Raw genomic sequence first — 14,559 nt, 5'->3', positions numbered from 1 at the left:
GGTGTGGCCGAAGTTTAAGTATCTTCGGACTCGGGAGGGCAAATTCAGACCAGGTATGTCTGAAGTCTAGAGATCTTTGGACTCGACTAAGCAGATTTAGCTAATCATTGTCTGAAGATAGCACAACTTCGGACTCGGGAAGGCAGATTCAGCGCGAGTGTGTCCGAAGTTTAGAGATCTTCGGACACGCCATGCCAGATTCATGCCCAGTGTGTCCGAAGTTTAGAGATCTTCGGACTCGACATGCCAGGTTCAGACCAGGGGTGTCCGAAGTCTAGGTAACTTCGGACTCGGAAGGACAAATTCAGACAAGGTATGTCTGAAGTTTAAGTATCTTGGGACACGGTTTATCAATAAAAATAAAGCGTGAATTCGTATATGAATTCACGCTAAAAATGTATAGGGATTTACTATTTCATACCCTGAATTCGAACCCGATACCTTCATAGATGCCCTTCAATGACTTTATTTTCACTAGCAATAACTTGATTTTTCCCTGATTGTTTAGCTGCATACAGTGCATTGTCTGCACGATGGAATAAACTTTGGAATGTTTCTCTGAATTCTTTATGCCAGGTAGCCACCCCACATGAAATTGTGATTTTGGGATTTGAATTTTGTTCCACTCTTTTTCCGAGCCTTTCTGCTACAGCAATCCCTGAAGCTAAATCCACTCTAGGCAGGTAAATTGCGAGTTCTTCTCCACCCCATCTTGCTCCAATATCATTGTCACGGATATTTTCTTTAATAAGATTAGCTATTTGTATAATTGCTTCGTCCCCAACCTGATGACCATAAGTATCATTAATACCTTTGAAATCATCAATGTCAATTAGTATAAATGTTCCAAAAGCATCTGTTTCCAATGATTTGTGTACACAATCCTCTAAGTAATTACGGGAATAAAGTTTGGTTAAATAATCGGTGATAACCAATTTTTCGAGTTCTTCCCTAAGGATTGAATTTGTAAAAGCCAATGATGAATGATAAATCAAGGATTGCAGGAGTTTAAACTTATCAAAAGAAAAGAAATAAGGTAGTTCATGTAAAACAATGGCAACACCTAAAATTTCACTGCGTTGTACAATTGGAACTGACATCATAGAACGATAGACGGAATTGCCAAATGCCGGATCCACCTGTAAATCTCCTATGAATAGAGTTTCTTTTTCTGTTAATATTCGATCAAGGCAGTATAAAATATATTGCTCGCCATGTCCTTCTTCAAAAAAAGTAGTACTTCCTGGAAGTACCTCTATTTGTCCATTTGATTGTAATAAGAAGCCTACTTCATTTGCGCCGAAGGAAGCTTTGATTTGAGATGTCATGAATGTCATTGTATCTGTTAATCTCAAATTAGAATTTAGCTTATGTGAAGTTTCATTAATTAATTGTAGATCAGCAATTAATTGTTTCGACTGTTGGTAGAGTTGTGCATTTTCGAATGCATGTCCAGCTGTATTTGCTAACAGTTCAATAAACTGGATTTCTGATTTAGGAAATACCAATCCGTAATGGGCATTGATTTGCAAGACTCCATAAACACCCTGTCTTCCTTTTAAAGGGGCATAAATGACCGATTTTTTATCAGTAATTGAATTTTCATGTTGCAAGGTACCGTTTACAAACGCTTGCATAACAAGCGAATGTTCACCATTTTCATATTCTTGTATATCTTTAATAGGAATAACATTATGTCGTTTATTATCATGTGCAAGAAATAGGGTAAATGCAAACGATGGGTATACATCTTGTAATGTATTCATAACCTCTTCGAGCACAGCATCTATATCCATGGTTGAGTGAAACTTAGAGGTTACTCTAAAAAGTTGCTCATATCTCAATTCTTCATTTGGAAACTTCATGATTAATCACCCATCTAACATAAGTACTTACTATTTTCATTATAATAGAAAATGCACGAAAAATGTTTTATTATATCGTAAAAAAACCAAATTTATTACATCTTCATATTAATAATCTAATTTACTTCATAAAAAGACAAAGATCTTGCCGTTTTATGTATATTTTCATGATAACTTGACTTCCTTTACTAAAAATCATATAATGATCGTTGTGTAAAATATTGCAGCGTATGTGATTAGGTTTTTGTTCTATTTTGTTCCTCTGCGTGGGCTATTAGCTCATAGATGGTGTATCACGTAACTCTTGGCTGCTAGAGCGAAGATACATGAAAACAAAATAGTCAAAAGCATCTAGCACATCTGTTTTTATTTTACAACAAAATAAAAACATTGAAGGAGGAGTCATTCATGGCTCGTTATACTGGTCCAAGCTGGAAATTATCCCGTCGTCTTGGCATCTCATTAAGTGGTACTGGTAAAGAATTAGAAAAGCGTCCTTACGCTCCTGGACAACATGGTCCTAACCAACGCAAGAAGCTTTCTGAATATGGTTTACAATTACAAGAAAAGCAAAAGCTTCGTCATATGTATGGTGTGAACGAACGTCAATTCCGTAACACATTCAACAATGCAAGCAAAATGCAAGGGATCCTTGGTGAAAACTTCATGATTCTTCTTGAATCACGTTTAGATAACCTAGTTTACCGTCTTGGTCTTGCTCGTACTCGTCGTGCAGCTCGCCAATTAGTTAACCATGGTCATATTCTTGTAGATGGTGGCCGCGTTGATATTCCATCTTACCGTGTAAAACCTGGTCAAACAATTGCAGTTCGTGAAAAATCACGTAACCTTGTTGCAATTAAAGAAGCTATCGAAGCTACTACTTTCGTACCAGAATATTTAACTTTTGATGCTGATAAGCTAGAAGGAACATATACTCGTTTACCAGAGCGTTCTGAATTACCAGCAGAAATTAACGAAGCATTCATCGTTGAGTTCTACTCACGTTAATCTTCCTAAAGAGGAAAGGGTTATCCCTTTCCTCTTTTTTTTGCATAGATAAAATCAATAAGGTGCTCCTTGGGAGCACCTTATCATTTTAGTATTTAATTAAGAAATATTTTTTCTTGCCACGACGGATGACGGTGAATTGACCTTCAATTCGATTTTGTGAAGTCAAGACCGCATCTACTTCTTGGATTCTCTCACCATTGACATAAATAGCCCCATTTCCAATATCCTCACGCGCCCGACGCTTAGATGGGGAAATTTTGCTCATTACTAATAAATCAACTAACCCGACCACTGGATCCCCATTGTACTCATATGAAGGAACATCCTTAAAGCCTTGCTTAATTTCCTCTGCACTTAATTCACTGATAGAACCGCTAAATAATGCTGTTGAAATTTTCACAGCTTGCTCTAGAGCAGCTTCACCATGAACCAATTTCGTTACTTCTTCAGCCAATGTCTTTTGTGCCAATCGCTTTTCAGGTGCATTTTGAATTTCTGCTTCAAGACTCTCAATTTCTGCTTTTGATAGGAACGTAAAATATTTTAAATAGCGGACAACATCACGGTCATCTGTATTGATCCAAAATTGATAAAACTCGTATGGTGACGTTTTATCTTTATCTAACCAGATTGTACCACCTTCTGTTTTTCCAAACTTAGTTCCATCGGCTTTTGTCACGAGAGGTATAGTTAGACCAAATGCTTTTGCATCCTCTACTGTTTTTCGAATTAATTCAAGTCCTGCTGTGATATTTCCCCATTGGTCACTTCCACCAATTTGAAGTCGGCAGCCTACATCTTCATAAAGTTTTAAGAAGTCATAGGATTGTAAAATCATATAACTAAACTCAGTAAATGAAATACCAGCATCGAGACGAGATTGCACAGAGTCCTTAGCAAGCATGTAATTAAGACCAAAGCTTTTTCCTATGTCACGCAAGAAAGTAATTAAGTCTAAACTTCCAATCCAATCATAATTATTTGCAATTTGAGCTGGGTTTTCTTTTGCTTCAAAATCCAAAAAGCGTGAAAGTTGATTACTAATACTATTACTAAACTCCACGACGACCTCTTTCGGATTTAATGTTCTTTCAGCCTTTTTACCACTTGGGTCACCAATTAAGCCTGTTGCTCCACCAACTAATGCAATGGGTTGATGCCCAGCTAATTGGAATCTTCTCAAAGTTAAAACCCCTACTAAGTGGCCAATATGTAAACTATCAGCTGTTGGATCGAATCCACAATACAATTTGATCTTTTCATTCTTTAATGTATTCTGTAGACCTTCCTGATCTGTTACTTGATTTATCAATCCCCTATAAGTCAAATCCTGTATAACATCCATTAAATTTCGATTCTCCTTTTAACCTTATAATAAGGTTTTTCTATCACATTCTGTCTATTATTGTCAAATTAAATAATGGAAATTCATAAAATAATATTAATGACCCTACGCTATATGCTATAATAAACTTGGATTTTTAGGGGGATGATTATGAATCTAAATAAATCACAGATATTTGAAAAAATTAGCTCTTTTTGGCGAAGAGTCCTATCAAATAAAGTCATTCAAGCAGTTACCGGAAACAAAGCCCGAAAAGGCGCAAGAGTTACTTACGGGGTTATATGGAACTTATTTTTAATTTTCTTTATTATTGGTCTGCTTGGACTTGGCTTTGCCGGTGGAGCTGGTGCAGGATATTTTGCATCTCTGGTTAAGGACGAACCTGTCCGAAGCTATGAAAGTCTGCAAAAAGATATTTATAACTATGAAGAAAACACGGAGGTCTACTTTGCAAATGAGGTCTACCTTGGTCAATTAAGGGCAGACCTGCAACGTGAAGAAGTAGCACTCGAAGATATTTCACCATTTGTCTTAGATGCTGTTATTGCTACTGAAGACCAATATTTCTATAAGCACGATGGAGTTGTTCCAAAATCAATACTCCGGGCAATCGTACAGGATGTAACTAATTCACCTATCCAAACTGGAGGAAGTACGCTGACCCAGCAATTGATTAAGAATCAAATTTTATCAAATGAAGTTTCCTTTGATCGGAAGGCTAAGGAAATTCTCATTGCACTGCGACTTGAAAAGTTTTTTGATAAAGATGAAATTCTAGAAGCATATCTAAATATTATTCCTTATGGCCGTAATTCTTCAGGTCGAAATATTGCTGGAGTTCAAACAGCAGCCAAAGGAATTTTTGGAGTAGATGCAAAAGATTTAAACCTTCCACAAGCAGCATTTATCGCTGGTATACCACAAAACCCATATGTATATACTCCGTTTTTGAACCAGGGTGGAAAGGTGAAAGAGAACTTGGAGCCCGGTATCAACCGGATGAAAACAGTTTTAGAGCGTATGCTTACAGGTGGTTTTATTACACAGAAGCAATATGACGAAGCACTTACCTATGATATTCGTGCAAACCTTGCCCCACCTAAGTCAGAGCCTACTGAAAAATATCCTTGGTTAACAGTTGAAGTAGAAAAACGTGCCACTGATATTTTGATGAAAAAATTGGCTAAGGATGACGGATACGAGGAAAAGGATCTTGAAGAAAATAAGGAACTTCGATCACACTACCAAGTTATCGCAGACAGAAACCTTCGTCAAAATGGATATAAAATCCATACAACTATTGACAAAGAAGTATATGATGCAATGCAAGAGGCAGTAAAGAAATTTCAATATTTTGGTCCAGATCGAAAAGAAACAAAGAAAAACTTAGAAACGAATGAAGATGTACAAGTAATAGAACCAGAAGAGCTCGGTTCTGTATTAATTGAAAATAGAACAGGAAAAATAATTAGTTTTGTGGGAGGCCGTGACTTCGAGCGTGAACAAACCAACCACGCATTAGGTGCGAAGCGTTCAAATGGTTCAACTATGAAGCCTCTCTTGGACTATGCACCAGCAATGGAACTTGGACTCGTACAACCTGGTAGCGTGATTGCCGATGTAAAGTTCTCGTATGGAAAATATACTCCATATAACGTGGGTGGGACAAATGACTTTGATGGTCTAATGTCTGCTAGACGAGCTTTACAAGTCTCTAAGAATATCCCGGCGATCAAGACATACTTAAAGGCATTTGATCACCGCCCAATAACTTTCCTAGAGAAAATGGGGTTCACTTCTTTAAATGAGAAAGACTATCACGCCCCATCTTTAGCAATTGGCGGTATGACGGATGGAGTTTCAGTTGAAGAGAATGTAAATGCGTTCGCAACATTTGCTAACGAAGGTAAGTTTATTGATGCCTATATGATTGAAAAAATTGAGACGAACGACGGAGAAGTTGTATACGAACATGAAGTGAAACCTGTTGAGGTTTTCTCTCCACAAACTGCTTATCTAACAATCGATATGATGCGTGATGTTATTAGCGGTGGTACAGCTGCATCTATGAATGGCTACCTTAAGTTTAATGCGGATTGGGCTGGTAAAACGGGTACAACCAACGACTGGTGGGATATTTGGTTTGTAGCAACCAACCCGAATGTAACCTTTGGTACGTGGATTGGCTATGATACACCAAAACCAGTGGCACTGAACTATAAGGGACTTTATAATTCAAGAAGAAATATTCTTCTGTGGGCACAACAAATGAATGCAGTATATGATGTAAAACCAGAGCTTGTTAAACCAAAAGAGAACTTTAAAATGCCTGGAGGAATTGTAAGTCGCTCTTATTGTGGACTTTCTGGATTACTTCCTTCAGATTTATGTCGTGAAGCTGGTCTAGTACAATCTGACATATATAATGCAAAATTTGTTCCGACAAAGGTCGATGATAACCTTGTAAAAGGTAAGTATATTGAAGTAGATGGCAAAGCTTATCGTGTACCATCAAGTGCACCAAAGGAATTTGTACAAGAAGGAATCATGATCAAGAAAGAGTTTTTATCGGAGCATGGTTTAAAAGATTCTGCGGCCATTTCACAACTGCTTCCTAAGAACGATCGTTGGAAGAACCTTGTTGTTACAGAATCTACTGAACTTAAAGATAATGGTTCAGTTCCGTCCCAAGTAAAAGGTGCCTCGATTTCTTCAGGTACATTGAAATGGGCAAAGCATGATCACAATGATGTCATAGGATATCGAATCTATTCTGCAGGAAATTTCACAGCAGACTTCAAGAAAATCGGAAGTGTTCCTGCTACAAAGAATTTACAATTTAAAGTTGGAAACGCCGTTGCTGCCTATTATGTTACTGCTGTTGATGTCACTGGTAAAGAAACGCCACTCGCAAATTCAGTCTTAATCAAAAATGGCGACTACAAACCAGAGCCGGAAGTGGTTACCCCACCTCCGTCAGACCCTCCTGCTGATGGGGATAACGGTACCAATAATGAGAATGAAAAGAATGGCAAAGGTAACGCTAAGGGTAAAGAAAAAGATAAAGAAAACGGTGGAAATTAATCAATAATAAAGAGGTGATCCAGTGGATCACCTCTTTTTCTGTTAACATTTTAATCTTCCATTGTAGAAAGGTCGCCTGTCGGTAAATCAAGCTCCCATGCCTTAAGAACACGTCTCATGATTTTTCCACTACGTGTTTTTGGAAGTTTTTCCTTAAACTCAATTTCACGAGGAGCAGCATGTGCAGCTAATCCTTTTTTTACAAAATCTCTTATTTCTTCTTTTAACTCATCTGTCGCTTTATAGCCATCAACGAGTGCTACGAACGCTTTAATGATTTCCCCTCTTACAGGGTCAGGCTTTCCGATAACACCGGCTTCTGCAATTGCGGGATGTTCAACAAGCTTACTTTCAACTTCAAATGGTCCTACCCGCTCACCGGAGGTCATGATTACGTCATCAACACGACCTTGGAACCAGAAATAACCATCTTCATCCATATATGCTGAATCCCCTGATACATACCAATCACCGGGCATAAAATAGGACTCATATTTTGCGGGATTATTCCAAATTTGATACATCATTGATGGCCAGCCCTTTTTAACAGCGAGGTTGCCCATACGATTTGGTGGTAATTCATTACCTTGGTCGTCAACAATAGCAGCCTTAATTCCAGGGAATGGTTTACCCATAGAACCTGGTTTGATCTCCATGCAAGGGTAATTACTAATAAGCTGTGCACCCGTTTCTGTCATCCACCAATTATCATGAATTCGTAAGTTAAAGACCTTTACTCCCCAACGAACAACTTCGGGGTTAAGTGGCTCCCCTACACTTAATACATGACGCAATGTACTTAAATCAAATTGTTTTACAAGTTCATCACCAGCGCCCATCAGCATTCTAAATGCTGTTGGTGCACTATACCAGACTGTAACTCCAAAATCTTCAATGGTTTGGTACCAGTTTTCCGGTCTAAAACGGCCTCCTACTATTACATTTGAAGCTCCGTTAAGCCAAGGACCAAAAATGCCGTAAGAAGTTCCTGTTACCCAACCTGGGTCAGCTGTACACCAATAGATGTCATCTTCTTGTAAATCGAGAATCCATTTTGCAGTCTGGTATTGTTGAATCATGGCGTTATGAACATGCAATACTCCCTTTGGTTTACCTGTTGAACCAGAAGTATAGTGTAATAGCATACCGTCCGTTCGTTCTACCCATTCAATTTGCAGCTCTTTACTTGCTGTTTTTAGCCGACCAAGAAAATCGATAAATGGGCCATCCTCCGTAACATTTTCACCAACGAGGACAATATGCTTTAATGCAGGAAGTTCATTAAACGGAATACGATCCACTAATTCTGGAGTTGTGACAATTACCTTTGCTTCACTATCTTCCAAGCGATCGCGAACTGCTCCTTCCATAAATGCTTCAAATAGTGGTCCCACGATTGCCCCTAATTTAATAGCCCCTAATACTGTAAAATATAATTCGGGAGAACGTGGCATAAATACAAATACTCGGTCACCTTTTTCCACATCTGCCGCTTGCTTTAATACGTTAGCCGCACGGTTCGTATATTCTTTCATTTCTTTAAATGTATATTTCTCATCACGTGATGGATCACGATAATATAGAGCGATTTTATTTTTCCTTACACCCTCTGCATGGCGGTCGATTGCTTCATAAGCAATATTAACCCTACCTGTTTCTGACCAAGAAAAACTTTTTTCTACTTCCGTCCAATCAAAATTCTCATATGCTTCATCATAATCTTTTAGATTATAATTGCCTTTGGTTGCTGGTAACGCTTCCACTTTCACTATACATTTCCCCTTTATGTAAGTTATTTACTATTCTATTATAAAATAAAACTCGTCTTTTCTCAATTTTTAAAATTTTGTTTATATATTATTTTTCTGTAAAATTGTATAATTAGTGTAATAGTATGGGCCCAATACCCTGCTAAATATAGGTACAGCACCCGCAGATGCGACGACTTTTCAGCGATAGTTTTTCATGCACGCGCGAAAAATTTGGGCACCAAAACCCCAAGGCGCATTTGACAAAATTCTGAAAACGCTTTATTTTTACTAGGTTCATGTATAATGAAATTGACGTTATGAATGGTGGTGACAATGTGGAGCATAAGAAAACTTATAACGCAAAGGAACTTAAAACCCCTCATGGCACGCTCATTATTGAAGGTCCCATAACCGGAGAAGCCCTTGCAAGCTATGAATTTCACGAGGACTTGGTAGCATTTCGTCCTCCAAATCAACAGCATAAAGCATTGATTGAAATTGCTGACCTCCCTGAAGGAAGAATTATTATCGCAAGAGAGCATCATACAATTGTAGGGTATGTTACATACCTTTACCCAGACCCGCTAGAGCGCTGGTCTGAGGGGAAAATAGAAAATTTGATAGAATTAGGAGCAATTGAAGTTATTCCAAAATTTCGAGGCAGCAGAGTTGGAAAGAATCTATTAATTGTTTCTATGATGGATGACGCTATGGAAGACTATCTCATCATTACTACCGAATATTATTGGCATTGGGATTTAAAAGGAACTGGCCTGAATGTTTGGGAGTATCGTAAAGTAATGGAAAAAATGATGAGTGCAGGTGGGCTTGAATGGTTTGCAACAGATGATCCTGAAATTAGTTCACACCCTGCCAACTGTTTAATGGCTCGAATTGGCAAACGAGTAAATCAGGATACGATTGAAAGATTTGACCGGCTACGCTTTATGAATCGATTCATGTATTAAGGGAGTAAGGGGGATTCACATGATTGTTGAAGAAATTATGAAGAAAAATGTCATTACTTTATCAGCTGATGACTCCATCTCAACAGCGATTAAAATAATGGATGAGAAAAAAATTCGTCATATACCTGTGGTAGATAAAAATCAACACGTGATTGGGTTAATTAGTGACCGTGATATTCGTGATGCAAAGCCTTCAATCCTAGACTATACGAACAATGAAAAAACACTAGATTCACCACTTAAAGACATTATGGTAAAAGAAGTAATAACCGGACATCCGCTTGACTTTGTTGAAGAGATTTCTGCTGTTTTTTTCCAGCATCGGATTGGCTGTCTCCCAATTGAATCCAATGGAAAATTAGTTGGAATCATCACTGAGACTGATTTACTTCATACCTTTGCACAACTAACAGGTGCAAACCAACCAGGTTCACAACTCGAAATTAAGGTACATAATCGTGCAGGAACACTCGCAGACGTTGTCAATGTCATAAAAAATCATAATGTAAATATTCACAGTGTCCTTGTTTATCCTGACAAAGAGGACACGCAATATAAAATAATTGTGTTACGAGTTCAAACAATGAATCCAACTAAGATCATTACTAATCTAATTGATAATGGCTACACTGTACTATGGCCAACCATACCAGGGCCACGATTATGACGAAAGAATCTGTCTTTGTCTATTCGGACGAATTATTAAAATATCGATTTAGTAATGATCATCCCTTTAATCAAACGAGGGTAAAACTTACATATGATCTACTCAAAAGTCTGAACTTGTTAGATGAATCGGATATTATTCCACCTAGAGTAGCCACAGATGAAGAATTAGAACTCGTCCATGACCCCAAATTTATTGAGGCTGTTAAGTTAGCAGGGGAAGGTAAACTCCCTAAAGAAACTGGATATAGCTATGGAATCGGCACGGAGGATACTCCTATTTTTCCCGGAATGCATGAGGCTAGTGCATTACTAGTAGGCGCTACCCTTTCCGCAGTTGACCATGTAATGTCGGGAAAATCGAAGCATGCCCTTAATTTAGGAGGCGGACTCCATCATGGATTCCGCGGGAAGGCCTCTGGATTTTGTGTCTACAATGATAGTTCAGTAGCGATTCGTTATTTGCAAAAAAAATATAATGTAAAGGTTCTATATGTGGATACTGATGCACATCATGGAGATGGTGTGCAGTGGACATTTTATGATGACCCAACTGTTTGTACACTTTCAATTCATGAAACAGGACGATATCTATTTCCTGGGACAGGAAATGTAACTGAGCGTGGCTCTGGCAAGGGCTACGGCTATACCTTTAATATTCCGCTTGATGCATTTACTGAGGACGATTCATGGTTACATGCATACACAACCGCTTTTACAGAAGTAACTGAGTTTTTTAAACCAGATGTTATTTTTACGCAAAACGGTGTCGACTCGCACTACTATGATCCGTTAACCCATTTGTCTGCAACAATGAAAATCTATCGTGAAATCCCTAAGCTTGCTCATCAGCTTGCACATCAATATTGTGATGGTCGCTGGATTGCAGTCGGTGGCGGCGGATATGACATTTGGAGAGTCGTACCTAGAGCATGGTCTTTGATTTGGCTCGAAATGATTGAAAAATCAAATATAAGTGGCGCACTTCCAACCGAATGGATCAATCAGTGGCAACCAATAGCCAAACTCACTCTTCCAGCATATTGGGATGATGAGCCCACTATTTATCCACCTATACCTAGAAGAGCAGAAATTGAGGAAAAAAATGCACTTACCGTTACAAAAACGCTTTACCCAATACGAAATAATAAATAAAAAACACGGCCTCGGGCCGTGTTTTTAACTATTCCTTTGTTGAGTTTCTAAATTCAATACGGTGTGGCAATGTCACGATTTGCTCTTCAACATTTTCCTTGTTCATGAACTTAGTTAAAAGTCTCATCGCTACTGCTCCAATATCATACATCGGTTGAACAACTGATGTAAGCTGCGGACGCACCATGAGTGCTAATCGTGTATTATCAAAGCTAATAATTTCGAAATCATTTGGAATTGAATAACCTAAATCTTGTGCACTATGGATGACACCTAATGCCATTTCATCCGTACCTACAAATACAGCAGTAGGTTTATCTTCTAATTCATGGATTCTCTCAAAACCTTCAATACCAGAATCATATGTGTAATCTCCTTCGATTACAAAGTCTTCCTTATATGAAAGTCCTGCATCCTCGATAGCCCGTTTATAACCATTTAATTTCTTTTCACCATTAATTGGTTCATTTAATGGACCGGTAACAAACGCAATTTTCTTATGGCCTTTATTAGCCAATTCTGTTACTGCATCGTATGCAGCCTGTTCGACATCGATTGTTACAGCTGGGACCGTATTTGTACTCTCCACTGAGGCAGCTAAGACAATCGGAACAGGAGACTTTTCAAATTCCTCGACATGTTCTCCTGTAATATTTCCACTCATAAATACAATACCATCCACTTGCTTTCCAAGCATTGTATTTAATAAGTGTAGTTCTTTGTCCTTATTTTGGTCAGAGTTACTGAGGATAATATTGTACTTATACATTGTCGCAATATCTTCAATTCCACGTGCAAGCTCTGAGTAAAAAATATTTGAGATATCTGGAATGATTACTCCAACTGTTGTCGTTTTTTTACTAGCTAGTCCACGAGCAACAGCATTCGGGCGATAGCCTAATCGATCAATTGCTTCTTGTACTTTCTTTCGAGTTGTTGGTTTTACATTTGGGTTACCATTTACAACACGCGATACGGTTGCCATGGAAACATTGGCTTCCCTCGCAACATCATAGATTGTCACATTCATTGACAGCACTCCTTATTTCAAGTTACCACTTATATGTTAGTATTAACTTTTTTATTCAAACAAATGTCATGTTTGCTTATTTTATCTAATAATCATACGATACTTACTCCTCTAGGGCAATTACTTTGTGCAATTCTTAACAAATTCGTTAAAAAAGCTCGAAAAAACCTCCTACTTTGACAGTAGGAGGTCTTCTTGAAAAATCAAATCGCCTTGGCGTATTTGCTCCCAGATTTTATTCAAGCAAGCTTGAAAAATCTGTGCATCCGCCTCAAGGCTGGATAAAGTTAAACACGAACGGCTTGAGTTGCCTTAAGTTCTGTAATCCATTTTTCAAATTGATCAAAATCCATTTGCTGTGCTGAGTCTGATAGAGCAACCGCTGGATCTGGATGTACCTCCGCCATGACACCATCTGCTCCAATTGCAAGAGCTGCTTTTGCACATGGCAATAATAAATCACGACGTCCAGTTGAATGTGTTACGTCAACAAATACTGGTAAGTGTGTTTCTTGTTTTAGGATAGGAACTGCAGAAATATCTAATGTATTACGAGTAGCTTTTTCGTAAGTACGGATACCTCTTTCACAAAGAATGATTTGATCATTTCCCTGAGATATGATATATTCTGCTGCATTCACGAATTCATCAAGTGTAGCAGCCAATCCGCGTTTCAATAATACTGGCTTTTTAACTGAGCCTGCTGCTTTCAGTAATTCAAAGTTCTGCATGTTACGAGCACCGATTTGGATAACATCAATGTAATCACAAGCAACCTCAATATCTGCAGGGTTTACAATTTCACTGATAACAGCCATGTTTGTCTCATCTGCAACGCGTTTTAAGATTTTTAATCCTTCAAGTCCTAGCCCTTGGAAATCATAAGGAGAAGTTCTTGGCTTGAATGCACCGCCACGAAGTAGGCGTAAACCATATTTCTTTGCTTCTGCAGCTACTGCAGCTGTTTGTTCATAACTTTCAACCGCACATGGTCCAACGATGAATTGCTGTGAGCCATCACCAATTTTTACACCTTTTACATCAACAATTGTATCTTCAGGTTTTTTCTTACGTGAAACAAGGAGAGCTTTGCGATGATCGTCTTCTTGAATCTCAAGACCTGCCTTGAAAATTTCTTTGAAGATATGTTGTACAGTTGATGTTTCGAAAGGTCCTTCATTATGCTCTAAAATGTTATTTAACATTTTTCTTTCGCGTACAGGATCGTATCGGTTAACACCTTGTGTTTCTTTTACTTTTCCAATTTCTTGTACTAATTTCCCGCGTTCACTAATAAGTTTAAGAATTTCAAGATTAATTTCTTCTACTCTGTCGCGTAGGTTATCTAGTTCTACTTTACTCATCTCACTCTTCCTTTCTCCACCCAAGTTATTATCGTAATTTAATCGAAAATATGATATATTTCTAGTAATTAGAATTCATTATAAACGATAAAATTCAATATGTCACTAAAAACTTTATTACCTAAACGCTTTTAAGCAATAAAGTATATTATGATACAATCCATTGATGGGTGAATACATACAAATCAAATAATTATTTATATTATTGTATCGTATTAGTAAAAAAAGTCCACGGTTTTGTAATCTGTACCCCTTGTAAAGGACATTTTAAAAAAAGCTAGGCTACTTTAAGAAGATGATCTCTGTATTGAACAGGG

10 protein-coding genes are annotated in these 14,559 nt (G+C 37.9%); 5 read left to right on the top strand and 5 right to left on the bottom strand.

What is annotated here, in order from left to right; genetic code table 11:
* Positions 1 to 443: 443 nt before the first annotated feature.
* A complete protein-coding gene (locus ACR65M_RS21430; protein ID WP_440274358.1) occupies positions 444 to 1,865 on the bottom strand; it encodes a sensor domain-containing diguanylate cyclase in 1,422 nt (473 codons plus the stop codon).
* Between the two features lie 408 nt (positions 1,866 to 2,273).
* Between ACR65M_RS21430 and rpsD the strand changes: the two genes are divergently transcribed.
* Entirely contained in the window at positions 2,274 to 2,876 is a 603-nt protein-coding gene (rpsD, locus tag ACR65M_RS21425; RefSeq protein WP_121447398.1) for a 30S ribosomal protein S4, read from the top strand.
* 88 nt (positions 2,877 to 2,964) lie between these two features.
* Here the strand turns inward: rpsD and tyrS are convergent, their stop codons facing one another.
* A complete protein-coding gene (gene tyrS, locus ACR65M_RS21420; protein ID WP_440274357.1) occupies positions 2,965 to 4,224 on the bottom strand; it encodes a tyrosine--tRNA ligase in 1,260 nt (419 codons plus the stop codon).
* 150 nt (positions 4,225 to 4,374) lie between these two features.
* On the opposite strand from tyrS, the gene ACR65M_RS21415 reads away from it, so the two are divergent.
* The gene (locus tag ACR65M_RS21415) at positions 4,375 to 7,308 is read left to right on the top strand and encodes a transglycosylase domain-containing protein (RefSeq protein ID WP_341330622.1); all 2,934 of its coding nucleotides are present in this window, start codon (positions 4,375 to 4,377) and stop codon (positions 7,306 to 7,308) included.
* A gap of 50 nt (positions 7,309 to 7,358) precedes the next feature.
* Here ACR65M_RS21415 and acsA read toward each other — a convergent pair whose 3' ends face one another.
* On the bottom strand, positions 7,359 to 9,077 hold the full coding sequence (acsA, locus tag ACR65M_RS21410) for an acetate--CoA ligase (RefSeq protein ID WP_341330621.1): 1,719 nt from the start codon (positions 9,075 to 9,077) through the stop codon (positions 7,359 to 7,361).
* 317 nt (positions 9,078 to 9,394) lie between these two features.
* Here acsA and ACR65M_RS21405 point away from each other — a divergent pair, with 317 nt between their 5' ends.
* From ACR65M_RS21405 to ACR65M_RS21395, 3 genes are read left to right on the top strand one after another with little or no spacing between them, the layout of a single operon-like run.
* Positions 9,395 to 10,027, top strand: a complete 633-nt coding sequence (locus tag ACR65M_RS21405; protein ID WP_121447394.1) for a GNAT family N-acetyltransferase — start codon at positions 9,395 to 9,397, stop codon at positions 10,025 to 10,027.
* A gap of 19 nt (positions 10,028 to 10,046) precedes the next feature.
* Positions 10,047 to 10,694, top strand: coding sequence for an acetoin utilization AcuB family protein (locus ACR65M_RS21400; protein ID WP_341330620.1), 648 nt, complete (start codon positions 10,047 to 10,049; stop codon positions 10,692 to 10,694).
* Positions 10,691 to 11,848 (top strand): acetoin utilization protein AcuC, encoded by a 1,158-nt coding sequence (locus ACR65M_RS21395; protein WP_341330619.1) that lies wholly within the window; start codon positions 10,691 to 10,693, stop codon positions 11,846 to 11,848. Before ACR65M_RS21400 ends, ACR65M_RS21395 begins: the two co-directional genes overlap by 4 nt.
* 28 nt (positions 11,849 to 11,876) lie before the next feature.
* Here the strand turns inward: ACR65M_RS21395 and ccpA are convergent, their stop codons facing one another.
* Both ccpA and ACR65M_RS21385 read right to left on the bottom strand, forming a co-directional pair.
* A complete protein-coding gene (gene ccpA / locus ACR65M_RS21390; protein WP_121447391.1) occupies positions 11,877 to 12,878 on the bottom strand; it encodes a catabolite control protein A in 1,002 nt (333 codons plus the stop codon).
* 287 nt (positions 12,879 to 13,165) lie between these two features.
* A complete protein-coding gene (locus tag ACR65M_RS21385; protein ID WP_121447390.1) occupies positions 13,166 to 14,242 on the bottom strand; it encodes a bifunctional 3-deoxy-7-phosphoheptulonate synthase/chorismate mutase in 1,077 nt (358 codons plus the stop codon).
* Between the last annotated feature and the right edge of the window lie 317 nt (positions 14,243 to 14,559).

Source organism: Ferdinandcohnia sp. SAFN-114 (genome assembly GCF_059415045.1).
This window is presented reverse-complemented; position numbering and strand designations above follow the sequence as displayed.